Source organism: Sulfurovum sp. MH2-6, assembly GCF_058374785.1.
Window position 1 is genome coordinate 878953 of record NZ_CM178170.1, and the last position, 22618, is coordinate 901570.

The following is a 22618-nucleotide window of genomic DNA, read 5'->3' on the forward strand; positions in this document are numbered from 1 at the left end:
GATGAGAAAATCACTGCTCAATATCTTTCGTTTCGGTATCAAGGAACTTCGGATACTTTCACGCGACAAGGTGATGATGATCCTCATTGCGTGGTCTTTCTCTTTTGCCATCTATGTAGGAGCCACTTCCGCATCGGTAGAGCTGCACAAAGCCCCTGTTGCCTTTGTCGACCATGACAGGTCGACACTTTCTCAGCGTCTCGTCGATGCATTCACTCCTCCCTATTTCAAGATGGAAGGTGTGATCACGGCGGAGCAGATGGATGCGGGAATGGATGCGGGGGCCTACACCTTCGTCGTGGTACTTCCCCCAGGCTTCGAAAGGGATGTTTTGCGTGGCAAGGTACCGGATATCCAGCTCAATATCGATGCGACGCGTATGACGCAGGCGGGTATCGGTGCAGGCTATATATCGCAGATCCTTACAAATGAGGTTGCAGCATTTTTGCAACAGCAGGATATTGCCCTGCCTGTAGAGCTTATTACGCGTATGAAGTATAATCCTACACTGGAGAGTACCTGGTTCGGAAGTATTATGGAGATCATCAACAATATTGCACTGCTTTCTATCATGCTTGCCGGTGCTGCACTGATCCGAGAGCGGGAACACGGCACCCTTGAGCACCTTCTGGTGCTGCCTGTCAGTGCGACAGAGATCATGCTGGGCAAGGTTTGGTCCATGACATTGGTGGTTCTGGCAGCTGTGAGCTTCTCACTTCTCTTTGTCGTAGAGGGGGTACTCCATGTCCCGCTATCAGGTTCGCTTCCGCTCTTTTTGGGCGGCGTACTGATCACACTCTTTTCGACGACATCACTGGGGATACTGATGGGTACCATCGCACGTACCATGCCGCAGTTCGGTTTGATATTTATTATGACCATACTCCCTATTATGATACTTTCGGGTACCATCACCCCGTATGAGAGTATGCCTGAAGCGCTGCAGTACCTGATGCATCTGGTTCCTACCAGCCACTTTGTAAGCTTCGCGCAGGCAGTACTCTACCGGGGTGCGGGATTTGATATCGTCTGGGATGAGATGTTGAGGGTTTTTGCGATAGGTATGGTCTACTTCCTCTTCTCACTCTCTATCTTCAAAAGGAGTTTGCGTTAAATGCGTGTAGGTGCTGAAACAGTGAAAGGGTTTGTAATGTACTTCTCCGTTATGAAGCACATAGGAACAGTGATGATCGTGTCCGTTTCACTTCTGCTTACAGGATGTGCGCTCAAATCACGCAATTATGCTGCACCATCACTCAGTGAGTATGAAAAGGCAAATGTTGTAGGGTATAAAAAAAATATACGCTACTGGGGTGATGAAACAGCCTCTTTTGCCTACCTGAACCTCAAAAAATTTAAAAAGAACAAAAGTAATCATAAGAGGGTGGATGTACTGGCACTCTCCGGGGGAGGAGAGAACGGTGCCTATGGTGCAGGCGTCTTGAACGGATGGAGCCAAAGGGGTGACAGACCTGAGTTTGCAGTAGTGACAGGTATCTCTGCCGGTGCGATCATCGCTCCGTTTGCATTCCTCGGTCCAAAATATGACAGGGTCATCAAAAAACTTTTTACCGAAAATTCCAAAGAGAACGTTTTCTCTCCTACACCGATCAGCGCACTGCTAGGCGGTCCGGCCATGGGGGATACGTCACCGCTTAGAAGCGCACTTGAAGCGGAGATCGATGATGATTTTGTTGCGGAACTGGCCAAAGAAGCTGACAGAGGCCGTATACTGCAGATCGGCACTACCAATCTTGATGCCCAGCGTCCGGTGGTCTGGGATATCACAGAGATTGCAAAATCCGGTCATCCTGATGCAAAAAAGCTGATACTGGATATCATACTTGCTTCATCCTCGATCCCGGGGATTTTCCCTCCGGTACTGATCGATGTGATGATCGATGGAAAAAGGTATCAGGAGGTCCATGTCGACGGGGGAGTGACCAGACAGATATTTGTCTACTCTTCGGATCTGGATATTCGCGGAATTGAACGAAAACTACATATCTCTCCCCAAAAGAATATCTGGTTGATACGTAATCATAAAATAGATCCGGATTATTCTTCTGTGGTACTCACCCTTCATGATATTACAGAACGTTCCTTCAGTACCTTGATCAAATATCACGGCCTGAGTGATATGGCAAATATCATCTCCTTGGCAAAGCGTGACGGATTTAATGTCTATATCACTCACGTACCCAAAAGTTTCAATGTACCCCTGAACGACAGGTTCGACCAAACGTATATGAATGCCCTTTACAGAGTAGGGTATGAAAAGGGGGGTTTGAGATCTACCTGGCATACGACACTGAAATATTAATGAGGCGAAATACATTTGAAAAGGGTACGAGGAGACAAAAGTACCGCCATAAAAGATCGTAATGAAAGAGTGGCTTGGTATCTGAAAAGGAGGAGTCGCTGGACTCCTACTCTAAGAGTGCAGGAAGTCTCTCCGGGGAGACAAACTCTACCGCCGTGACCGTATGGTTTTTTATCTTATAGACGGTGATCTTCCCCTCTTTTCTGCTGAAATTCTTTCCAAAATCATCCTTGATCAGCATCACGGAGAAGGGGAGTTTTTTCATTTTGGGCAGTGCGAACATCGTGGTGATCAGCGAGGGCATGCCACTGATATCCCCGATATACCAGGCATGATGCTCCTGAAGGTAGTTCGCCGGTTTTGTTTTGAGGTAGTCGTTGATCGCAGAAGAGGTCTCCTTCTCAAAGGAGATGATCAGCACTCTGTCCGTGCTTTTCACCTGCAGCTTATTGTCAAACTGGTCAGGGAGTGAGAGAGGAGGGAGCTTCTCTCCGGCTTTAAATTCCGCAAAGAGCGCCGTTGTCATCAGGAGTGAGAGCATCAGTCGTTTCAGTTTCATTATAGTCCTTTGGTGAGAGTTAAGGTGTGCAGCAACAGAGGGTGCTCCCTCTGTTTTAAAGCGTCTTTTGCCGTATCAGCCCAGTGTATGGATCACATAAGTGAAGGCCGCATAGGCCAAAAGGGTAGCGAGAAATGCTACGCTGATCGTCTCGATCTTGGTGTGAGAGAGCGGCTTTTGGTAGTCGTCCATATCATTTAGCGTCGGTTCCATGGTATCTCCTTTCGAATGTTCTGAAGGAGGTATATCACAGGAAGGTTAACCGTCATTATATAACGGTGCTGTGAACTCCCGCCATATCTATGGGAAATTGTCATTAGAGATCATCAATGCAGCTTCATTTTTGGATGTTTTAACACCTTATAAATGATGAGGTGGTATCTATATTTACATACCGTTAGTGTAGGTAATGTAAAATCCTTTTATAGCAACCAAGCACATGTATAACCAATTTCATGTTGACTCCTTTTTTTCACCATCCCCCAACGTTGGTTGCTATCCCGGAAGTATTTCATCTACTTTTTCTCGCTAACTCCATTTAGATCGAGATACTTCTATTTCAAACTATATTCGATCATCTCATAGAGATATTTTTCCAGATCGCAAATCTCTCTTCCCGGTCTGTTACAGAACCTTTCCGGTAGCCGATTTTCTCATACTTCCGGCGGGATAACTGAAAATCGGCCATATCAATCTTATGGTCGGAGAGAAAAACCTTCACCCCTTCCAACATTGATGAGCTCATTGGAATGCGCTTGTCACTGCTGGTTCACTGGTCGGAATGATCTTTATCCTGGGTTATCTTTTTATGTTGACCGATAGGGTATCCACTGGATCTGATCAAAAACCATTGATTAAAATATATGCAAAGCGGGGATTCTATTAGGTTCCTATTACGTTATACTTGATACAGATGCTAAAAGAAAAAACGATAATTTTTACGGATCTTGACGGTACACTGCTTGATCATGACAGCTATAGTTTTGAGGATGCAGTGCCGATGCTGGATCTCATAAAGAGAGATAAAATCCCATTGATCATTGTTACAAGCAAGACAAAAGAGGAGGTGCTTCGTATCCAAAAACTTTTGGATCTGAGGGAACCTTTTATTGTTGAGAATGGTGCAGGGATCTTTATCCCTTCCAAAGCAGGTTACAAGAGGATAGCAATGGGGTTTGAGTATGCGTATATACGGTCCTGTTTTGTGAAATATGCCAGATCTGTGCCGATACTCGGTTTTTCTGATATGAGTGATGAAGAAGTAGCCAACTATACCGGTTTAAGTATAGAAAACGCTTCTGATGCAAAAAAGAGAGACTTTACAGAACCCTTTATACTGGAAGATAAAAGCAGCCTGGATGCACTTCGGGAAATGGCATATGCGGACAAACTCGATATCGTAGAGGGAGGACGTTTTTATCATTTGATCACAAGGGGGCAGGATAAGGCAAATGCCATCAGGTTTCTCATCGATCACTATGAAAAAAGCAGTGATGCGCATTTTAAAACGATTGCACTTGGTGACAGTGCCAATGACCTGAGTATGCTTCAAAGTGCAGATACTCCGGTATTGATCCCGCACAGTGACGGTACTTTTATGGCGTGTGCTATTGACGGTCTGATCAGGGCGCCATTTCCCGGCCCCAAAGGGTGGAACAGTGTTCTGAAGGAGTATTTTGATGCCAAATAAAATGTTATTGAATAGAGTCTTTCATCAACTTTTGGATGAGATCACACCACAGAAACTTATAGCAGACGCATGCAAACTAGAGGGGAAAAAGCTTACCGTTTTGGGCAAAACCTATGATCTGGATGCATATCGGAATATCTATCTTCTCGGTTCGGGGAAAGCCGTTGTCCCTATGGCCATGGAAATAGAAAAACTGTTAAAACCCTTTTTAAAGCGGACTCTATTGATCGGCCCTTATGACTCCGGGGAAATATTTGAGGAGGGGAATTACATTCAGAGTACGCATCCTTTACCCTCTCAAAAGAGTCTCTTGGCGGCAAAAGCACTGCAGGAGATACTGCAGAGTATGGATAAAGAGGATCTTTTTATCTACCTGTTATCCGGCGGGAACTCTGCTTTGGTGGAACTGCCTGAAGGAGAGATCACGTTAAACGAATTTCAAGAAGTGACCAAACTTATGTTGCACAGCGGTATGCCCATTGCGAAGATCAACAGTGTGAGAAAGCACCTCTCCCGGGTTAAAGGGGGTAAACTGGCGCAAGAGACGAAGGCGAGGGGGATCGTACTGGTTCTCTCGGATGTCATAGGTGATGATCTGCATGCTATAGGTTCTGCCCCCTTGTATTGCGATCAGACAAGTTTCCAGGATGCTGAAGAGGCACTTCATGCCTATGGGATCTTTGAAAAACTCCCTGAGAGCATTCGGACTTTTTTTGAAGAGGTTAAAGCCGGCAAACATACGGAAACCCCAGCAACACCTCTTGAGCATATCGACCATCATATCGTCGGTTCAAACAGTATCGTGCTCAAAAAAGCGCAACAGTTACTTCAAAATGAGGGTATTGATAGCAAAATCATCCATGAACCGCTTCAGGGAGACACCAACCAGCTCGCCAAAGAACTTGTAACCTTCACCGCTTGCAAACAGGAGGCGCCTCAGGCTTATATCTTTGGTGGTGAACCTACTGTTGTGGTCAAAGGCGAGGGGAAAGGCGGACGAAATCAGCATTTGTGTTTAACGATGCTAACACGCTTTGACGGGGCATGTGATATTACTTTTCTGAGCGGGGCCACAGATGGTGTGGACGGAAACTCAAATGCGGCAGGTGCCCTGATCAATACGCACAGCCTTGTCGATGCAAAAGCACATCATATCGACCCTCAGCACTATCTTGAGAGTTTTGATTCGAACAGTTTTTTTATGCAAACGGGTGAACTCTTGATCACCGGTCCTACCCATAATAATTTACTTGATATCGTGATAATGCTTATTGAACCAAATCCAACCGAAGGAGGAAGAGATGGCTGATTTTTTTCAAAATGGAGTGATTACAACGCTTCAAAAGTTAGGTGGACGCACACTGGAAGATATGGAAACGGAGCTTGAATCTTACGCAGAACGCCATAATATGGTCTTGATGCTGCCTGCACTCTATTCTGAGTTTCAAACACCCGCGATGCATAAGATCATTGAGGAGCTTAAGCATGTACATTACCTGCATAAGATCATATTGGGGCTTGACCGTGCTACAGAAGAGCAGTTTGAAGAGGTGAAAGCATTGATGTCTGTTTTACCGTGTCAAGTGGATGTGCTCTGGAATGACGGTCCGCGTATCAAAGAGTTGTATGCAGAGCTTACCGCGGAAGGATTTCCCGGTCTAAACACTCCGGGAAAGGGCCGTAATGTCTGGACGATGATAGGTTATGGCTTAACCGATAAAAACTCTTATGCGTTTGCTTTACATGACTGTGACATCGTGAACTACTCGAGGGAAATTCCCGCACGGCTCTTTTTCCCGATAGTACACCCTGCCTTGGATTTTGAGTTCAACAAGGGCTTTTACTCACGCGTGACGCATAAGCTTCACGGACGTGCAACACGTCTGCTCTATTCCCCGCTTCTACATGCGTTAGGAAAAGTTGTCGGCAGAAGTCGTTATCTTGATTATATGGAGAGCTTCAGGTACGCACTTTCGGGTGAATTTGCCTTTATCCGCTCATTGGGAAGGGGTATCGCTATCTCTCCCACCTGGGGACTTGAAGTTTCAACGCTCAGTGAAGTCTATAAGAACACCTCAAACCGTCGTATCTGTCAGACGGAGATCATGGAAACCTATGAACACAAACATCAGGACCTGGGTTCAGATAACTCCGGCGGTATCTACAAGATGGCCAATGATATCTCCAAGACACTCTTCAGGGTGATGGCACAACAGGGTATTGTCTTTTCTGAAGCATCATTTAAAACCCTTTTGGCAACCTATTATCAGGAAGCACGGTTCGAGATATCAAAATATAATGCGTTGAGTAAGTTGAATGACTTGGAGTACAATCGTGAGAAAGAGATCATCGCTGCAGAGACCTTTCAGGATGCGATTCAGGAAGCGACAGCAGAGTTCTATGAAGATCCGATGGGGATACCGTCATTGTCTCCCTGGATCACTGTACGTTCGGTGATGCCGCATTTCTCAGACAAGTTTGAAAAATATGTAAAAGAGGACAACCGATGAAACATATTTCAGACCCGGAACATACCATCAATCAGCGTCTTCACAAACTCTATCCCGAAGAGATAGCCCAAAAGGCAGTGAATGATATGATCGATCTTGTCTTTAAATACAAACAGCGTATCAAGTCACACCTCTATCATCTCAGTGAAAAAGATATCGTGTTGATATCTTACGGTGACCAGGTACATCGTGATCATGAGCCTTCGCTGAAGACATTGGATGAATTTATGAATCGCCATCTTCATGGCGTGATCAATTCGATCCATATCCTCCCTTTTTATCCCTCCTCTTCGGATAGCGGGTTTTCAGTCGTAAATTATAGTGCGGTAGATCCACAAATGGGTTCATGGCGTGAGATCGAAAGTATCAGCTCAGGTTACAGGTTGATGGTAGATGGCGTGATCAACCATACCTCACAATTCTCAGACTGGTTTCAGGCATATCTTGACGGTGATCAGTATTTCAAGGATTTTTTTATTGAGGTCGATCCGATGACAGACCTCAGTAAGGTTGTGCGTCCCCGTGCGACACCGCTTCTTAGTGAGTTTGTAGACAGTGAAGGAAAGATCCACCATATCTGGACGACATTCAGCAAGGATCAGGTGGATCTTAATTATAAGAACCACAGAGTATTGCGAAATGTACTTGATGCGCTTTTTTACTATATTGAGAAAGGGGCGACGCTTATCCGTCTGGACGCGATAGCCTTTATCTGGAAGGAGATAGGCACGGAGTGTGTCCATTTGTCTCAAACGCATGAATTGGTTCAACTGATGAGAGAGGTACTGCATGAGGTAGCACCTGAAGTGATCATTATCACCGAAACCAATGTGCCTCATCATGAGAATGTCTCTTACTTCGGAAGCGGAGACGATGAGGCACAGATGGTGTACAACTTCGCACTGCCGCCATTGCTGATACACTCTATCCTTCATGAAGATACGAAGAGATTGACAGAGTGGGCAAAGACACTGACTTTGCCGAGCAACAAAGTATGTTTCTTTAACTTTACTGCTAGCCATGACGGTGTGGGGTTGCGGCCCGTAAAGGGGATACTCAGTGATGATGAGATCGATTATCTTGTTTCTCATGTACAGGACCATGGCGGTCTGGTCTCTTTCCGTTCGGAAGAAGATGGTTCAGAAAGTCCCTATGAGCTCAATTGCAGTTATATAGACATACTGAGTCATCCCGAAGAAGAGGATCTGCTGCGTATCAAACGTATGCTGCTTTCCCAGGGTACGGTGTTGGCCATGCCCGGTGTTCCCGGCATCTATTTTCATTCGCTGGTAGGGGCACGGAATTACCATGACGGTGTGAAGCATACCGGTATAAACCGCTCGATAAACCGTGAGAAATTCAATATAGATTGGCTGGAAAATGAGCTTTCGGAGGAGAACAGTTTAGCTAAAACCATATTTGACAGCTATCGTCGCCTGATATCGATTCGCATCAATGAAAAAGCGTTTAATCCGTTTGGGAATTTTTCTTTTTTTGATCTTGATCCCCGGCTTTTTGTGATCAATCAGTCATGCAGTGACAATAAAGAGCATGTTCTGGCCATACATAATTTCTCCAATGAGCAGGTGAAATGCACGATACCGGAGGAGATCGCACTGCCTCTGAAAGACCTGCTCTCACCCTATGAGGTGGGTCAATCACGTGAAGTGACGGTTGAACCTTATCAGATGGTCTGGCTTAAAGGTTACCTTTAAGGGTTAAAAAGAGTGATCTATAACATTCAATGAAGATAAAAAGGAGAGAGAAAATGATTACTACCTGTTTATTCCCTGCGGCAGGATATGGGACACGGTTTTTACCGGCTACAAAAGCAATGCCCAAAGAGATGCTGCCTGTGATGACAAAACCGTTGATCCAATACGGTGTAGAAGAGGCGATAGAGGCCGGTTGTGATGTGATGGCTGTGATCACAGGACGGGGGAAACGTGCCATTACAGACCATTTTGATATCTCCTATGAGTTGGAGCATCAGATCAAAGGTTCATCCAAAGAGGGACTTCTCAAAGATATTCGCAGTATCATTGAACAATGTACCTTTACCTATACACGACAAAATGAGATGAAAGGTCTGGGGGATGCTATCTACAAAGGTAAAGTGCTTGTAGGGGATGACAAACCTTTTGCAGTGATTCTGGCTGATGACCTCTGTGTCAACCCCGAGGGTGACGGTGTCTTGAAGCAGATGGTTGAGCTGTATGAAAAATACAGATGCTGTATCGTCGCTACGATGGAGGTACCGATGGAAGAGGTACACAAGTATGGTGTCATAGAGGGGAACAAGATAGAGGATAATATCTATATGGTCTCCAATATGGTGGAAAAACCTGAGGTTGACAAAGCCCCTACAAACCTGGCGGTGATCGGCCGTTATATCCTTACACCGGAGATATTCAATGTGATAAAAGAGACGAAACCGGGTAAAAACGGTGAACTCCAGATCACAGATGCCTTGTGTGCACAGGCAAAAAAAGGGATGGTGATCGCATACAGGTTCAAAGGGAAACGTTTTGACTGCGGGAGTGTGGACGGTTTTGTCGAAGCAACGAACTATTTCTATAAAGAGAGCCAAGGCTGATAAAGAGAAAGGATGCAAAAAGCACTTTCTTTTTGCATCAGGCCAGCAGGGTTTAAAAGAGTTTACTCACCATTGACTGCGCTTCTTCCTGGATCTGCTTCAGGTGTGTCTCATCTTTAAAACTCTCTGCATAGATCTTGTAGATCGCTTCCGTTCCTGAGGGGCGGAGCGCGAACCATCCGTTTTTTGCCACGACCTTCAGACCGCCGATCGCTGCACCGTTACCGGGAGCATGGGTCAAGATCGCTTCGATAGGCTCACCGGCAAGCTCTGACTCTTTCACATCTTCAACTGAGAGGTTTTTGAGAACAGTGCGCTGCTTGGCATCCGCAGGCGCATCGATACGCGCATAGATAGGAGAACCGAACTTCTCTGTAAGTGCTTTGTAGTGTTCACCGGGGTCACGTCCCGTCGTTGCAAGGATCTCTGCGGCTAGAAGCGTTAGTATGATCCCATCCTTATCCGTACTCCATACGGAGCCGTCTCTGCGAAGGAAGCTTGCCCCGGCACTCTCTTCCCCGCCGAAAAATATCCTGCCTTCCATCAGACCATCGACAAACCATTTAAAACCGACAGGCACTTCGATCACTTTTTTGTCCAGTGAATCTGCGATACGGTCGATCATAGAACTGCTTACCAGTGTTTTCCCTATGCCCAGGTCCTGTTTCCAGAGGGGGCGGTTTTGTGCCAGATAGTGGATGGCAACACTGAGGTAATGGTTGGGATTCATCAACCCTGCACTTTTTGTCACGATACCGTGACGGTCAAAGTCGGTGTCATTTCCAAAAGCGATGTCATAGTTCTCTTTCATAGCGACAAGTCCTGCCATAGCATAAGGGGAGGAACAGTCCATACGGATCTTCCCGTCTTTGTCGCAATGCATAAAAGAGAAGGTCGAATCAAGCGTATCATTAAAGATCTCCATGTTGAGACCATAACGTTCTTTGATCGCAGCATAATAGGCCATGCCCGAACCGCCCATCGCATCAGCCCCGATGCGGATACCGGATTTGGCGATCGCTTCCATATCGATCACATTTTCCAGATCATTGACATAAGGGGAGAGATAGTCATAGGCTACGACATACTCTGAGCTTAGTGCTTCGTCCCTGCCCAGTCGTTTCACATCCCTGAGTTCATTTTCTATCAGCATATTGGCACGTGCCTCTATCCAGTCCGTCACATCGGTATCTGCCGGTCCGCCATGGGGAGGGTTGTACTTGAATCCTCCGTCTGTGGGCGGATTATGAGAGGGGGTGACGACGATGCCGTCACAGAGTGCATCGCTGCCACTATTATGCGTCAAAATCGCATGCGAGATGACCGGAGTGGGGGTATAGCCGAAATCTTCGGCGATGTATACGGTCACCGCATTGGCTGTAAGTACCTGAAGCGCAGAGAGTTGTGCGGGGTAGGAGAGTGCATGGGTATCCATACCCATAAACAATATCCCCGAGATACCCGCTTCCTTGCGGTAATCACACACCGCCTGTGTCACAGCAAGGATGTGCGTCTCATTGAAACTTGTAAGCAGAGAAGAACCACGGTGTCCCGATGTTCCGAAGCTGACACCCTGTGCACTGTTTTGTATATCGGGAACTTTCGTGTAGTAGTCGCTGATCAGTTCGGGTATATTGGCAAGTATGGACTTGGGGGCTAATTTTCCGGCATAGGTATGTAAACTCATTTTCCACCTTTTTATTCTATTTTCGTAGGTGACAGTTTATCATGTCATGCATGTGATTCTTTAGATATCAGTGATGAAAATTGAAACATTGGTGTTATCCCTTCAATGAGTGATGCATAGGGTTCCTTTGCGGGCAGTAGCGTTTTTATCATTCATACCGTTGACTAATAAATAATCATAAAATTTTTTATTTAGTTGTCATATTGCGTTATACTGATAAGAGTAATGATCAGAAAGAAGATGATGAATGAGATAAAAAATGAATGCGATATTATTATTTTCGGCGGACACGGTGACCTTTCTTTTCGAAAACTGATGCCGGCACTCTATCATCTCAGCAATGAGGGGTATCTGCATGAGCAGAGCCGTATTGTTACAGCTACAAGAGATCCGATGAGTCTGGAAGAGCATCGCACGCTTGTCAGGTCCAAACTCAAAGAATTTTTACCCGACAGTGTGTTTGATGAAGAGCAAGTGAAACATTTTGAAAAACAACTTCATGTCGTGATCATAGATTTTAAGAGTGATGAGAGTTACCGCAGTCTTAAAGCGCTTCTTGATCTCTTCCCTCAGCGGGAGCGGGTAAACTATCTCTCAACTGCACCTGATTTTTTCGGCCCGATATGTAAATCTTTGAGTCAATTCGGCCTTATCACGCCCCAAAGCCGCGTGGTACTTGAAAAACCTATCGGTCATGATCTCCACTCTTCCCGTGTTATCAATCTCGAAGTATTGAACTATTTTGACGAATCACAAATTTACCGTATTGACCACTATCTGGGTAAAGATACCGTTCAGAATATTATGGCACTCCGTTTCTCCAACCGGTTTTTTATGCCGCTTTGGAATGCAAACCACATCGACCATATTCAGATCACTGTGGCTGAGAGTGTGGGCGTCGAAGGACGGTGGGGATATTATGATCACTACGGTGCCATGCGAGATATGGTCCAAAACCATCTGATGCAGCTGCTTTGTCTTGTAGCGATGGAGCCGCCCTGTTCACTTGATGCCGACAGTGTGCGTGATGAGAAGGTAAAGGTCTTGCGCTCCCTTCGTATGATGACCCCTGCGGATATCGCAGAGAAGAGCGTGCGTGCACAATATACGAAGGGTGCAAGCAACGGGGAACCTGTACCGGGTTACCGTGAGGGGGAGGGAATGGCAGAGAGCAACACAGAAACGTTTGCCGCGCTACGTGTGGATATAGACAACTGGCGTTGGAACGGTGTGCCTTTTTATCTGAGAAGCGGGAAGCGTATGCGAAAGCGCAACTCGGAAATCGTGATCTACTTTAAAAAGATTCCGCACTCTATTTTTGCGAACCTGGGTAAGCGTATCTCTGAGAATAAACTTGTTATTTCACTGCAGCCAAAAGAGAGTATCCAACTGCAGTTGATGAATAAAGTTCCAGGCCTAAGCGAACAGATGCGCCTGCAACCGGTGGAGCTTGAGCTTAACACACCGCTTACCAAAGAACATAAACCGGATGCCTATGAGCGTCTGCTTTTGGATGTGATCCGTGCCAACCCTACACTTTTTATGCGTCTGGATGAGGTAGAAGCCGCGTGGAAATGGGTAGATGTTATACTAAAGGGGTGGGCAGAGGATATCGTACCTATGAAGAGCTACAGTGCAGGAACCGATGGACCGAGTGCGGCCGTGCAGCTTATCGCACGTGACGGAAGGAGCTGGCACGATGAGTAGAACGGAACATCGATTTAAAACAGAGGAGGAACTTGTAGAGATGTTGAGTAGACGTATCGCATCGGATCTTGAAAATGCGATTCGCACCAATGGCAAAGCTTCATTGATCGTCTCAGGAGGAAAGACTCCTATCCCGCTCTTTAAGAAACTGAGTAAAGCGCCTCTTGAGTGGGAAGCGGTCACTGTGGGGTTGTGTGATGAACGATGGATACCACCGACTCATAAAGAGAGCAATGAACATCTGGTGAAGAGCTATTTGCTTCAGGGCAGGGCAGGCGAAGCGACCTTTGTAGGGATGTACACCGAAGGTGTAGAGACAGAAGCGGCAGAGGGTCTATGTGCAGAGAAGATCAAAGTGGCACTTTACCCTTTTGATGTACTTCTCTTAGGTATGGGGAGTGACGGACATACGGCATCCCTTTTCCCCGGGAACCTCAAGCTGGAGAAAGCGTTTGATCTTGAGAATGATGCCCTCTGTATTTCCATCGAACCCCAAAATGCACCCTATAGGCGCATGAGTCTGACGCTACACGCCATGTTGAGTGCCAAGCATCTTTACCTGCATTTTGAGGGTGAGGAAAAAGTTGCCGTATACAATGAGGCACTAAACGGAGATGACAGCTACAAGATGCCGATCAGGTCTCTTTTAAACCAGGATATCAAAGATGTGGAGGTATATTACGTATGAATGAAATCATCCAAAAAGTGACTGATACCATCATCAAACGTTCATCCAAAAGTAGAGCGGTCTACCTTGACCGCATGGCAAAGGCCAAAGTGCATGGTGTCAACCGAGAGAGACTGGGCTGCAGTAACCTGGCACATGCTATGGCCTCAATGGATGAGCGTGAAAAAAACGCTCTTTCTGCCAAGCAGAGCCCCAACATCGCTATAGTGACCGCATACAATGACATGCTCTCTGCACATGAGCCGTATAAACTCTATCCCTCCCTGATCAAACGTACTTTGATGGAGGAGGGAGCAACCGCACAAGTCGCAGGCGGTGTGCCTGCCATGTGTGACGGGGTGACACAGTCACAGCCGGGAATGGAGTTAAGCCTTTTCAGCCGGGATAACATTGCGATGGGAACGGCAATCGGACTCTCCCACAATGTCTATGACGGTGCACTCTACCTCGGGGTATGCGACAAGATCGTTCCGGGACTACTGATCGGTGCTTTGTCATTCGGTCATCTTCCCGGTATCTTTGTACCGGCAGGGCCTATGCCTTCAGGCATCAGTAATGCCCAAAAGGCGAAGGTGCGTCAAGAGTTTGCACAGGGAAAGATCAGCGAGGATGCGTTACTGCAGGTAGAGTCCGAGTCCTACCACAGCAGCGGTACCTGTACCTTTTACGGTACGGCAAACTCAAACCAGATGCTGCTCGAGATGATGGGACTGCAGCTTCCAAACAGCTCTTTTGTCAATACCAATACCCCGCTAAGAGAAGCGTTGACTGCATATGCGGCAAAAACAATTTTAACCATGACGGATCTGTCGGGCAGGTATAAACCCATTGCAGAGATCATTGATGAAAAAAGTTTTGTCAATGCCATCGTCGGATTGATGGCAACCGGAGGTTCAACCAACCATACAATCCACCTTATTGCCATGGCAAGAGCTGCGGGGATAGTGTTGAATTGGGATGACTTTGATGCGATCTCAAAGGTTACCCCATTGTTATGTAAAATGTACCCCAACGGTCAAGCCGATGTGAACCACTTCAGGGATGCCGGCGGTATGAGTGTCGTGATCTCCCAGCTTTTAGATGCCGGGCTTGTACATAATGATGTGGAGACGGTCGTAGGAAAAGGGTTAGAGAGCTATATCGTAGAACCGGGTCTCAGCGATGAAAAGGTGATCTTTGCCGAGGGGCCAAAAGTATCGAGAGATGAATCTGTGGTTTCTACTGCCAAAACCCCTTTTAGTGAAGAGGGCGGACTTAAACTGCTCCATGGTAATTTGGGACGAAGTGTGGTAAAAACCTCTGCATTGAAACCCGAACAGTTTTTCATTGAAGCCGAAGCGATCGTGTTTGAATCCCAGGAGGCTTTACAGGCTGCATTTAAGGCAGGGGAGCTGGAAAAAGACTTTATCGCTGTTGTCCGATATCAGGGGCCTAAAGCAAACGGCATGCCCGAACTTCACGGGCTTATGCCGCCTTTAGGTGTGCTGCAGGAGAAAGGCTTTAAAGTAGGGATCATCACTGACGGGCGTATGTCCGGAGCTTCAGGCAAGGTACCGTCTGCCATCCATTGTTCCCCAGAAGCACTTGACGGCGGGATGCTTGCCAAAGTAAAAACGGGAGATAGGATCCGTTTTGATATACCTAAAGGTGAGATCATGCTTCTGGTAGAGGAAAAGGAGTTGGCATCACGCCGGGCAGAAGTGCCTGAGCTTAGTGCAAACAGATACGGTTTCGGCAGAGAGCTTTTTGTAGCTGTACGTCAGAGTGTAGGTACGGCAGAAGAGGGTGCAAGTCTCTTTGATATCAGCGGAGAGGAGCGGGCATGAGAGCAAAAGAGGTCATGGAGCTATCCCCGATTGTGCCTGTGGTAGCACTGGAAAATGCAGAAGATGCGTTGCCCCTGGCAGAGGCTCTCCTGGAAGGGGGTATCTCTATCATGGAGATCACACTGCGTACAGAGGCCGGGCTGAAAGCGATCGAAGCTATCTCTCACTCCATCCCGCAAATGCATGTCGGTGCAGGCACGGTGCTAAACAGAGATGATTTCAGAGAGGCTGTTGCACACGGTGCAGAGTTTATTTTCAGTCCGGGTATCAGCGAAGAGCTGATGGAGGCTTCAAAAGAGACGGGCGTTGCTCTTATCCCCGGTGTGGCCACTGCCTCTGAAGTGATGTTGGCCAAAAATAACGGTTTTGAGTATTGTAAACTTTTCCCGGCAAATTTGGCAGGCGGTGTCGAGGTCTTAAAGGCTTTCAGCGGACCTTTCCCTTCTATCTCTTTTTGTCCTACCGGAGGAGTGAATCTAAACAATGTAAATGAATTTTTATCCCTTCCTAATGTGCTGTGCGTGGGTGGAAGCTGGATCGTCCCCAAAGCGCTCATAGAGAAAAAAGATTTTCATGGGATCACAAGACTCTGCAAAGAAGTGATACATCTCATATCATGAAAAGGCAGTCGGATTAAAAATAGCGTCTATTTTTATTTCAAGTGCTCTCTTTTATGTTGGATTTTGGGCCACGATCAACTTTGTGTAGCTCTCCTCCTGTTTTACCGCTACCTGATGAAACCCGTGTCTCGTAGATAGAGTGAAAATTGCATATCGTATAGAGAAGGCTTTGTATATCGCCAAACGGAGGCATATATCAGATGAAAGCCGATACTATTAACCACTTTTGAAAGTCAGAGTTATAAAGGAGAAGTGATGGGTAGCTATCTATTGGGTAAAACGTCGTTGGTGACTTTGCGTAAGATCCGTATCAACAATAATGGTGATACGTTTTTAACTCTTGCAGTTAAGCGTTGCAAGTCTTTGAGTATCAAAAATGTATTTCAAGTTTCAAAATGTTTATCGGCGAATAAATATCTTCTTCTCTTAAAGAAACACTCAAAAGTCCGCTCTATTGCATGGTTGGGAAGAGATTGTTAGGAAAAGTGTGACACTACGATCGATTGAACGGTTTTGGAGTATTTTATGTAACATACTCCTCTCTTTAGTCAATATCAGAAGATATTGACCCTGCAGTAAATTACTGAGCTGTTGGATAAAAGTTTTTTACGATGAAACTACTTTAACGTGCGACTTATCATATACGGCCAATCCCTCATCTATCTGGGAGAGGGCCAGTAGTTTCGCATTTTCTTCCTCTTTTGCACTCCACCAATACTCGATAATCTGCTGTTCTATGCTTCCCAAGAGATTGACCGGAAGGTTGGCAAAGACTTCATAGGAGCTGATCTGCTCTTTTTTGATCTGTTTGTTTTTTGCCAGTTCCTCTATCATCTCCCTGATCGACTTTTCGATATCGGTCGGCTCCGGCAGTGGTGTCTCATCGGTAGGCTGAGGGATGATACGGGCATAGTCGATCCATGTCTTGATCTCATCTTCGAGGTAAGGGTACCCATAGACCTGATAGCAGAGGATACGGTTTGGTCCGTACAGGATCGTATCGCTCTCTTGAAGGATATCTGATACGGTAGGGACTCCATCGAGCAGATAGACTTCGATACGCTGATCCTCTTTTATCGTGGAGGCTCTCTCAAAAGCATCTCTTGCCAGTTTCAGTAGTTCTTCTTTGCGTTCTTGTGTGTTCATAGGGTTCCTTTGTCTGTTGGTGTATTAGTTCATATAGGGAATATCAAGTACGGCATCCCGGTCTTCCGCCTCATAGTCATAGGTTTTTTGGCGCGCTATTTTTTTGATAGGTGCCATGAGTGCAATGACCTGCAGGGGATGCAGTCTCTGCTGTTGGCTATAGGTATGCAAGGCATCACAATAGTAGTTGACAACGATAGGGTGCCACGCCTGATGATTTTCAAAAACCTGATGGCTGAACGCTTTGATCTCCTCGAGTGACCATTCGCTTATAGCGGGGAGTTTACGCACGACATTGCGTACAAACTGTTTGGAAAAGTAGGGCTCTCCCATAAAAAGCAGCTGTGATGCGGCATAGATATCGGCACTCTGTTCACTGTAGCTATAGGCATAACGAAAATGTTCACAGACCCACTCTCTATATCTTGGATAGTGCTCAAGAACCAGGATCAGGTCAGTGAGGTCCCGGTCTATAAGCACTTGAAAGAGCGTGATCGTATTTTTACTGATACGACGCCAGTGCGGTTCATCGCTTTGAAACAGATCTTTTTCAAGTATCGTACGGTATTGCTCTATCTCCCCGATCCCTTTTGTCAGCCGACCCTTGTTTTGATACGCTTCCATAAGGTACTTTAAGAGCTTTTTGCTTTTCTGTTATGAAAATCCCATAGGCGTTTATAGTTGCTGTCCAGTTCAGATAGCATACTGTCGATCACTATGAGGTTGTCAAGCTTTGCAAATCTTTCGTTTGGAAATCTGTTATACCACTCTGTCATTTCGTCTTTTAACATCTCTCTTTTTGAGATGGTCTGCATAATGATCTGTTTGAGCTGATGCATCTCTTCTGTAATAATTTCTGTCATACCCATACCTCCTTTCATAATCTCAGTCATGGCTGCATCCGCATTGGCAGTCACCTGAAGGTGTCCCCGGGTCAAGATACTTTGAAGCATTTGAGGAGTCAACCCTGGTAAAGAGTTTCTCTTTAAGCCCTTCGACTATTTCCCCCAAAGGCAAACGCTCTTTTCCTACATGATAGACATCGATACCGTCTTGAATCATCTGTTCAAAAGGTCCATCTCCCAAAAAAGAGTAGACCACCCTTTTGACATCCCAAGCCTTCAGTGCTTCAGCAGTTTTGATGCCGTTACCGCATCCCGGATTTTTTCTAAAATCAAACGAATCGTCTTTTTCATTATAGAGTGCGAATACTGATGCATTTCCAAACAGAAGTGAGGATTGTGCACTAAGATATTCTATATCTACAGGTATAGCTAGCATATTGTCTCCTTTTTACGCCATTTTATGGATGAAATGCAAAAAGCGTTCCAAAAAAGTTTCTGGAATGAAACTTGTATATCTTTGTGCAAATATATGACCCATAAAAAGGAGAGAGTATGACCACACTGTTTGATAAAGGGGTAAGTGCCTATGAACAGAAGGCTTACCCGGTTGCCTATAAACATTTTGAAGAAGCGGCCTCTGAAGAGAACAGGGATGCGATGGTAAATCTTGCCATTATGCATATGAAGGGTGTCGGATGCGAAAGAGACCTGGAGGAGGCTAAAAACTGGTTTGAAAAGGCTGCATCACTCGGACATTCGCATGCGATGATGAGCCTTGCCCATTTCTATGAGAAGGGGATGGATGGCAGTGCCGACGGTGATAAAGCACTGGAGTACTATGTTCAGGCAGCCAATAACGGGATCGTCGATGCACAGCTCAAAGCGGGGATGCTCTTCCGGGAGAGAGGCAAGATATCCAAAGCAATGCAGTATCTTATCACCGCGGCGCACAACAATAATGCACAGGCCCAGGAGATCATCACCTATGTCAGTAATGCCGGGGTGGATGATCACATGAATGAGATGTTCAGATCTTTAGAGGAAGCGAAACAGAAAGAGCTGGTGGAAAATATGATTCAGACCAAGATACGTCCGACACTTGAAGCAGATAGCGGTGGGATAGAACTGATCAACTATATCGCAGGTGAGACACCTCAGGTGTGGCTCAACTATCTTGGAGCCTGTTCAGGATGTCACCTGGGTTCTACTTCGACAGCAGATATGCTTCTTGACCAGTTTGAAGCATTGATCGACAAAAATGTCGTACTTTATCTGATGTGACATTTCTGTTCTAGTGGAACGGAAGTTGCATACTTTAAAAAGGAGTTCGGAGCACAAGTATGAGAACCGTTAAGTAAACGCAAACAGCTTTGCTTTGAAAGCGTACATATTTAATGAAAAAGGAGTGAATAATGGCAGTAATGATTACTGAAGAGTGTATAAGTTGTGATGCGTGTGCATCTGAGTGTCCGGTAGCGGCAATTTTAGGTGATGACAATGTAAAGAATCCATATGAGGGTGAGTACTTCTATGTAAAACCTGAAACGTGTGTAGAGTGTGTGGGGCATGCAGATACGCCAAGATGTGCAGATGTATGTCCAACAGAGGGAGCGATCGTATGGGATATGCCGTATACGACTGACTTTGAAGCGTACTACGCTGCAGGGAATGAAGAAGGAAAATATATGATCAGAGATCATAAGAAAAAAGGGTTGATGTTGCCTTCTGTAAAATCTCAAGCATTTATGGAAGAGATCGGTATGGATGTACGTGAAGCACATGCTGATGTGGCAGCATCGTTCTAGGAATACAGGATGATAGTTGCCTTCGCGTCGTCAACCGGGGAAAAGATCGATCAGCATTTTGGCTGGTCCAAGGAGTTCTACCTTTACCGTATCACGAAAGAGGGTGCAGTACTTCTCAAGACTATCAATGCCGAGACAGATTTTGAGGACGAGCATCAAAAGCTCAGCTACAAGATCGAGGCGATCGGGGAAGCGGATATCATGTACTGTACTCAGATCGGGCCGAAAGCTTCGCAGATGGTGCAGGCAGCCGGTATCCACCCGGTTCGTGTGGCCGAAGGTGAGGAGCTCAAAGGTTCCATCGACAATATTATTGAAATGCTCAATACTCAGCCGCCGATGTGGCTGCTGAGAGCATTTCACAAAGCAAACGAAAGGGGTGCCTAATGGCTGTTTTGATCACTGATAGCTGTATCAATTGTGATGCATGTATCGAAGAGTGTCCTGCCACGGCTATCGTCAGTGCGGATGAGTCACCATTGGATGGTGGTGAGTATACCTACGTAAAACCTGAAAAGTGTATCGAATGTGTAGATTCTGCTGTACCGAAATGTGCCGATGTCTGTCCGACTGAGGGATGTATCGTTTGGGATATGCCTTATACCGAAGCGTATAATGATCACTTTGTTGATAGTGATGATTATGTGATTCGCGTCCATAAGAAAAAAGGGCTTCTCTCTCCGGAGGTTTCTCCCAGACCATTTAGGGAAAATATCCCCATAGATGACAGAGTCAACCATGTGAGCGTAGGTGAAACGCTCAAACTTTATAACTAATGATTTTATCCAAAGGAGTTAATAATGTCAGTAATTATCGATGATACCTGTATCACATGTGATGCATGTCTGCAAAACTGTCCGGTCAATGCGATCGTAGATGATATGCATAACCCGACAGGGGAGAGCCGCTACTATGTACAGCCTGAAAAGTGTATCGAGTGTGTAGGTGTATTTGATGATCCTCAGTGTGCAGCGATCTGTCCAAGTATCGGATGTATCACCTGGGATATGCCTTATACAAAAGAGTATGAAGAACACTATATGGGTAGTGACCTTTATGCGATCGGGACGAGTAAGAGCGGAAAACTGCTTTCTCCTTCACATAGAGAGAAAAAGTATCGAGAAGATATCCCGCTTGAGCAGCGTGGGGTAGGCAAAGAGGTTCAGGAAGAGCCAGAAGAGCTTGAAGCAGGTTAAATCATGGTCTACCAGATCGATAAGCTTTTCGAAGTTGCCAAACTGCTTGACCCGTTTGAGCGCACCTGTGCCATTACCGTAGCACTCAAGATCGTGGACCAAAGCTGTAAAATGGATGAGTATGAGAAGAGCATTTTTATGATGCTCTATGAAAACCTCGAAAATCCGCTCAGTGATTTTTTTGATGAAGAGATCCATGAACTTATCAAAAAGGTCGAACTCTTTCCATCAGATGAACTTTTTTCAAGGATCGATGAAGAGAAGCAAAAAGCGATGGCGTATATCACACGCCCCCGAATGAAAGCATTTAAGGCAAGTGTGCGGGAGAGGATCTTGTAGTACTTATACCACTGAGAGCGGTATAGGCATATTCTATCGTCCAGGCAGGGACGATAAAAAAGAGATGAAAGTTACACTTTCTGTCTTTACGTGTAATTTACCTACTGATAAAAACTTCTTTTGGATGGGCGGAAGACCAGCTTTTACTTTTCAAAGGCTTTAACGGTTTAAGTGCTTTTAGCCCTTTGAGCGGTTTACGCGTCTTGAGACTTTTTAACGGTTTGAGAAATTTTTTAGGCTTTAGAGGCCCGCGTCCAAACCTAGAGCTGCGACTGAACAGAAGCATCTCTCCGTTATGATCCCAGATACTTCCCTCCTCAAAATAGCCCAGATGATCACCTTTAAATGTAAAGATATCCTCAACATCTATATAGGCGACCGGCTTACCGTCAAAGGTATAGATCGTTGTTGCATCTTCACTGTAGGCATAAGGTGTTCCATCACAATCATAGAAATTTAGTTTCATACGTTACTCCTCTGTGTTGAATTGTTTCATTATCTATTATGGCTTAAAAAAGAGGGAAAAGGGAACAAAGAGTGATGAATTTATCAGCATTTTCCACTACACAGATAGGGTGTTTTGGTGTATAATACACCAAAAAGGGTATGGTATGATCCCTGATACCAATATGATCACACATATTATTCAATCTGCAGTGGCTCCTGTTTTTCTACTTGTCGGGGTAGCCGGTCTTTTGAATGTGTTTACAGGCAGGCTTGCACGGATCACGGACAAGCTTGAAAAGATGGATGCCTATCTGCAGGCCAGGCGGAAGAAGGATGGAGAGTATCAGGAGGACAAAAAGCGTTCAGAGAGAAGGAGTCTGCTGCTCAAACGTATGGGCAATACCAATTTGACGATTTTTTTCTGTACGGCTACGGGGCTGATGGTAGCCATTATTATTCTTACCATTTTTGCGAGTGCACTGTTTGCTTTTCATACAAATACCCTGGTCTCCCTCTTTTTTATTGTTGCGATGATCTCACTGATCATCTCGTTGCTCCTTTTTCTAAGAGAGATCTATTTCTCCACAGCGATGATCCGGATAGAGTATTATGCCCGCTGAGTCTTCGTGCAGAG

Annotated in this window: 27 protein-coding genes; 18 read left to right on the plus strand and 9 right to left on the minus strand. The window is 45.7% G+C overall.

Annotated features, from left to right (window positions below; genetic code table 11):
- Nucleotide 1: 1 nt before the first annotated feature.
- Nucleotides 2-1114, plus strand: coding sequence for an ABC transporter permease (locus AC4JOV_RS04350; RefSeq protein WP_229936367.1), 1113 nt, complete (start codon nt 2-4; stop codon nt 1112-1114).
- On the plus strand, nt 1115-2323 hold the full coding sequence (locus AC4JOV_RS04355) for a patatin-like phospholipase family protein (RefSeq protein ID WP_229936366.1): 1209 nt from the start codon (nt 1115-1117) through the stop codon (nt 2321-2323). It abuts the gene before it with no gap.
- Nucleotides 2324-2429: 106 nt separating this feature from the next.
- On the opposite strand, the gene AC4JOV_RS04360 is transcribed toward AC4JOV_RS04355, so the two are convergent.
- The 3 genes from AC4JOV_RS04360 to AC4JOV_RS04370 all read right to left on the minus strand — a co-directional run bounded on the left by AC4JOV_RS04360 (nt 2430) and on the right by AC4JOV_RS04370 (nt 3627).
- Nucleotides 2430-2882, minus strand: coding sequence for a hypothetical protein (locus AC4JOV_RS04360; protein ID WP_229936365.1), 453 nt, complete (start codon nt 2880-2882; stop codon nt 2430-2432).
- A 75-nt stretch (nt 2883-2957) separates the two neighbouring features.
- Nucleotides 2958-3095, minus strand: coding sequence for a hypothetical protein (locus AC4JOV_RS04365; protein WP_229936364.1), 138 nt, complete (start codon nt 3093-3095; stop codon nt 2958-2960).
- A gap of 361 nt (nt 3096-3456) precedes the next feature.
- The gene (locus tag AC4JOV_RS04370; protein WP_229936363.1) at nt 3457-3627 is read right to left on the minus strand and encodes a hypothetical protein; all 171 of its coding nucleotides are present in this window, start codon (nt 3625-3627) and stop codon (nt 3457-3459) included.
- A gap of 168 nt (nt 3628-3795) precedes the next feature.
- On the opposite strand from AC4JOV_RS04370, the gene AC4JOV_RS04375 reads away from it, so the two are divergent.
- Genes AC4JOV_RS04375 through galU form a run of 5 tightly spaced genes read left to right on the plus strand, consistent with a single transcriptional unit; the run spans nt 3796 to nt 9678 of the window.
- Nucleotides 3796-4572 (plus strand): HAD-IIB family hydrolase, encoded by a 777-nt coding sequence (locus AC4JOV_RS04375; RefSeq protein ID WP_229936362.1) that lies wholly within the window; start codon nt 3796-3798, stop codon nt 4570-4572.
- A complete protein-coding gene (locus AC4JOV_RS04380) occupies nt 4562-5881 on the plus strand; it encodes a glycerate kinase type-2 family protein (RefSeq protein WP_229936361.1) in 1320 nt (439 codons plus the stop codon). Before AC4JOV_RS04375 ends, AC4JOV_RS04380 begins: the two co-directional genes overlap by 11 nt.
- Entirely contained in the window at nt 5874-7082 is a 1209-nt protein-coding gene (locus AC4JOV_RS04385) for a glycosyltransferase family protein (protein ID WP_229936360.1), read from the plus strand. Before AC4JOV_RS04380 ends, AC4JOV_RS04385 begins: the two co-directional genes overlap by 8 nt.
- On the plus strand, nt 7079-8797 hold the full coding sequence (locus tag AC4JOV_RS04390; protein ID WP_229936359.1) for a sugar phosphorylase: 1719 nt from the start codon (nt 7079-7081) through the stop codon (nt 8795-8797). Before AC4JOV_RS04385 ends, AC4JOV_RS04390 begins: the two co-directional genes overlap by 4 nt.
- Before the next feature lie 53 nt (nt 8798-8850).
- Nucleotides 8851-9678, plus strand: a complete 828-nt coding sequence (gene galU / locus AC4JOV_RS04395) for a UTP--glucose-1-phosphate uridylyltransferase GalU (RefSeq protein WP_229936358.1) — start codon at nt 8851-8853, stop codon at nt 9676-9678.
- Between the two features lie 52 nt (nt 9679-9730).
- Here galU and pgm read toward each other — a convergent pair whose 3' ends face one another.
- Complete coding sequence (gene pgm / locus AC4JOV_RS04400) at nt 9731-11365, minus strand: phosphoglucomutase (alpha-D-glucose-1,6-bisphosphate-dependent) (protein WP_229936357.1); 1635 nt, start codon at nt 11363-11365, stop codon at nt 9731-9733.
- Nucleotides 11366-11590: 225 nt separating this feature from the next.
- Between pgm and zwf the strand changes: the two genes are divergently transcribed.
- Genes zwf through eda form a run of 4 tightly spaced genes read left to right on the plus strand, consistent with a single transcriptional unit; the run spans nt 11591 to nt 16206 of the window.
- The gene (gene zwf, locus AC4JOV_RS04405; protein ID WP_491522189.1) at nt 11591-13072 is read left to right on the plus strand and encodes a glucose-6-phosphate dehydrogenase; all 1482 of its coding nucleotides are present in this window, start codon (nt 11591-11593) and stop codon (nt 13070-13072) included.
- Entirely contained in the window at nt 13065-13760 is a 696-nt protein-coding gene (pgl, locus tag AC4JOV_RS04410) for a 6-phosphogluconolactonase (protein WP_229936355.1), read from the plus strand. Before zwf ends, pgl begins: the two co-directional genes overlap by 8 nt.
- Nucleotides 13757-15586 (plus strand): phosphogluconate dehydratase, encoded by a 1830-nt coding sequence (gene edd, locus AC4JOV_RS04415; protein ID WP_229936354.1) that lies wholly within the window; start codon nt 13757-13759, stop codon nt 15584-15586. The genes pgl and edd overlap by 4 nt, the downstream gene beginning before the upstream one ends.
- On the plus strand, nt 15583-16206 hold the full coding sequence (eda, locus tag AC4JOV_RS04420; protein ID WP_229936353.1) for a bifunctional 4-hydroxy-2-oxoglutarate aldolase/2-dehydro-3-deoxy-phosphogluconate aldolase: 624 nt from the start codon (nt 15583-15585) through the stop codon (nt 16204-16206). Before edd ends, eda begins: the two co-directional genes overlap by 4 nt.
- 606 nt (nt 16207-16812) lie before the next feature.
- Here eda and AC4JOV_RS04425 read toward each other — a convergent pair.
- From AC4JOV_RS04425 to AC4JOV_RS04440, 4 genes are read right to left on the minus strand one after another with little or no spacing between them, the layout of a single operon-like run.
- On the minus strand, nt 16813-17352 hold the full coding sequence (locus AC4JOV_RS04425) for a hypothetical protein (protein WP_229936352.1): 540 nt from the start codon (nt 17350-17352) through the stop codon (nt 16813-16815).
- Between the two features lie 24 nt (nt 17353-17376).
- Complete coding sequence (locus AC4JOV_RS04430) at nt 17377-17976, minus strand: hypothetical protein (protein WP_229936351.1); 600 nt, start codon at nt 17974-17976, stop codon at nt 17377-17379.
- 8 nt (nt 17977-17984) lie between these two features.
- The gene (locus AC4JOV_RS04435) at nt 17985-18215 is read right to left on the minus strand and encodes a hypothetical protein (protein ID WP_229936350.1); all 231 of its coding nucleotides are present in this window, start codon (nt 18213-18215) and stop codon (nt 17985-17987) included.
- Between the two features lie 22 nt (nt 18216-18237).
- On the minus strand, nt 18238-18633 hold the full coding sequence (locus tag AC4JOV_RS04440) for a NifB/NifX family molybdenum-iron cluster-binding protein (protein ID WP_229936349.1): 396 nt from the start codon (nt 18631-18633) through the stop codon (nt 18238-18240).
- Nucleotides 18634-18749: 116 nt separating this feature from the next.
- Here AC4JOV_RS04440 and AC4JOV_RS04445 point away from each other — a divergent pair, with 116 nt between their 5' ends.
- The 6 genes from AC4JOV_RS04445 to AC4JOV_RS04470 all read left to right on the plus strand — a co-directional run bounded on the left by AC4JOV_RS04445 (nt 18750) and on the right by AC4JOV_RS04470 (nt 21537).
- On the plus strand, nt 18750-19478 hold the full coding sequence (locus AC4JOV_RS04445; protein WP_229936348.1) for a NifU family protein: 729 nt from the start codon (nt 18750-18752) through the stop codon (nt 19476-19478).
- A 131-nt stretch (nt 19479-19609) separates the two neighbouring features.
- Nucleotides 19610-20002 (plus strand): 4Fe-4S dicluster domain-containing protein, encoded by a 393-nt coding sequence (locus AC4JOV_RS04450; protein WP_229936347.1) that lies wholly within the window; start codon nt 19610-19612, stop codon nt 20000-20002.
- A 9-nt stretch (nt 20003-20011) separates the two neighbouring features.
- On the plus strand, nt 20012-20389 hold the full coding sequence (locus tag AC4JOV_RS04455; protein ID WP_229936346.1) for a NifB/NifX family molybdenum-iron cluster-binding protein: 378 nt from the start codon (nt 20012-20014) through the stop codon (nt 20387-20389).
- On the plus strand, nt 20389-20778 hold the full coding sequence (locus AC4JOV_RS04460) for a 4Fe-4S dicluster domain-containing protein (protein WP_229936345.1): 390 nt from the start codon (nt 20389-20391) through the stop codon (nt 20776-20778). Before AC4JOV_RS04455 ends, AC4JOV_RS04460 begins: the two co-directional genes overlap by 1 nt.
- 24 nt (nt 20779-20802) lie before the next feature.
- Entirely contained in the window at nt 20803-21198 is a 396-nt protein-coding gene (locus AC4JOV_RS04465) for a 4Fe-4S dicluster domain-containing protein (RefSeq protein ID WP_229936344.1), read from the plus strand.
- Between the two features lie 3 nt (nt 21199-21201).
- Nucleotides 21202-21537, plus strand: coding sequence for a hypothetical protein (locus AC4JOV_RS04470; RefSeq protein WP_229936343.1), 336 nt, complete (start codon nt 21202-21204; stop codon nt 21535-21537).
- A 97-nt stretch (nt 21538-21634) separates the two neighbouring features.
- Here AC4JOV_RS04470 and AC4JOV_RS04475 read toward each other — a convergent pair whose 3' ends face one another.
- Nucleotides 21635-22003 (minus strand): 4-fold beta flower protein, encoded by a 369-nt coding sequence (locus AC4JOV_RS04475; RefSeq protein WP_229936342.1) that lies wholly within the window; start codon nt 22001-22003, stop codon nt 21635-21637.
- A 145-nt stretch (nt 22004-22148) separates the two neighbouring features.
- On the opposite strand from AC4JOV_RS04475, the gene AC4JOV_RS04480 reads away from it, so the two are divergent.
- Complete coding sequence (locus AC4JOV_RS04480; RefSeq protein WP_229936341.1) at nt 22149-22604, plus strand: DUF2721 domain-containing protein; 456 nt, start codon at nt 22149-22151, stop codon at nt 22602-22604.
- The last annotated feature ends 14 nt before the right edge of the window (nt 22605-22618 follow it).

Coding starts and splice junctions, on each gene's coding strand:
- AC4JOV_RS04350 (WP_229936367.1), top strand. CDS start 2: ATGAGAAAATCACTGCTCAATATCTTTCGTTTCGGTATCAAGGAACTT.
- AC4JOV_RS04355 (WP_229936366.1), top strand. CDS start 1,115: ATGCGTGTAGGTGCTGAAACAGTGAAAGGGTTTGTAATGTACTTCTCC.
- AC4JOV_RS04360 (WP_229936365.1), bottom strand. CDS start 2,882: ATGAAACTGAAACGACTGATGCTCTCACTCCTGATGACAACGGCGCTC.
- AC4JOV_RS04365 (WP_229936364.1), bottom strand. CDS start 3,095: ATGGAACCGACGCTAAATGATATGGACGACTACCAAAAGCCGCTCTCT.
- AC4JOV_RS04370 (WP_229936363.1), bottom strand. CDS start 3,627: ATGAGCTCATCAATGTTGGAAGGGGTGAAGGTTTTTCTCTCCGACCAT.
- AC4JOV_RS04375 (WP_229936362.1), top strand. CDS start 3,796: ATGCTAAAAGAAAAAACGATAATTTTTACGGATCTTGACGGTACACTG.
- AC4JOV_RS04380 (WP_229936361.1), top strand. CDS start 4,562: ATGCCAAATAAAATGTTATTGAATAGAGTCTTTCATCAACTTTTGGAT.
- AC4JOV_RS04385 (WP_229936360.1), top strand. CDS start 5,874: ATGGCTGATTTTTTTCAAAATGGAGTGATTACAACGCTTCAAAAGTTA.
- AC4JOV_RS04390 (WP_229936359.1), top strand. CDS start 7,079: ATGAAACATATTTCAGACCCGGAACATACCATCAATCAGCGTCTTCAC.
- galU (WP_229936358.1), top strand. CDS start 8,851: ATGATTACTACCTGTTTATTCCCTGCGGCAGGATATGGGACACGGTTT.
- pgm (WP_229936357.1), bottom strand. CDS start 11,365: ATGAGTTTACATACCTATGCCGGAAAATTAGCCCCCAAGTCCATACTT.
- zwf (WP_491522189.1), top strand. CDS start 11,591: ATGATCAGAAAGAAGATGATGAATGAGATAAAAAATGAATGCGATATT.
- pgl (WP_229936355.1), top strand. CDS start 13,065: ATGAGTAGAACGGAACATCGATTTAAAACAGAGGAGGAACTTGTAGAG.
- edd (WP_229936354.1), top strand. CDS start 13,757: ATGAATGAAATCATCCAAAAAGTGACTGATACCATCATCAAACGTTCA.
- eda (WP_229936353.1), top strand. CDS start 15,583: ATGAGAGCAAAAGAGGTCATGGAGCTATCCCCGATTGTGCCTGTGGTA.
- AC4JOV_RS04425 (WP_229936352.1), bottom strand. CDS start 17,352: ATGAACACACAAGAACGCAAAGAAGAACTACTGAAACTGGCAAGAGAT.
- AC4JOV_RS04430 (WP_229936351.1), bottom strand. CDS start 17,976: ATGGAAGCGTATCAAAACAAGGGTCGGCTGACAAAAGGGATCGGGGAG.
- AC4JOV_RS04435 (WP_229936350.1), bottom strand. CDS start 18,215: ATGACAGAAATTATTACAGAAGAGATGCATCAGCTCAAACAGATCATT.
- AC4JOV_RS04440 (WP_229936349.1), bottom strand. CDS start 18,633: ATGCTAGCTATACCTGTAGATATAGAATATCTTAGTGCACAATCCTCA.
- AC4JOV_RS04445 (WP_229936348.1), top strand. CDS start 18,750: ATGACCACACTGTTTGATAAAGGGGTAAGTGCCTATGAACAGAAGGCT.
- AC4JOV_RS04450 (WP_229936347.1), top strand. CDS start 19,610: ATGGCAGTAATGATTACTGAAGAGTGTATAAGTTGTGATGCGTGTGCA.
- AC4JOV_RS04455 (WP_229936346.1), top strand. CDS start 20,012: ATGATAGTTGCCTTCGCGTCGTCAACCGGGGAAAAGATCGATCAGCAT.
- AC4JOV_RS04460 (WP_229936345.1), top strand. CDS start 20,389: ATGGCTGTTTTGATCACTGATAGCTGTATCAATTGTGATGCATGTATC.
- AC4JOV_RS04465 (WP_229936344.1), top strand. CDS start 20,803: ATGTCAGTAATTATCGATGATACCTGTATCACATGTGATGCATGTCTG.
- AC4JOV_RS04470 (WP_229936343.1), top strand. CDS start 21,202: ATGGTCTACCAGATCGATAAGCTTTTCGAAGTTGCCAAACTGCTTGAC.
- AC4JOV_RS04475 (WP_229936342.1), bottom strand. CDS start 22,003: ATGAAACTAAATTTCTATGATTGTGATGGAACACCTTATGCCTACAGT.
- AC4JOV_RS04480 (WP_229936341.1), top strand. CDS start 22,149: ATGATCCCTGATACCAATATGATCACACATATTATTCAATCTGCAGTG.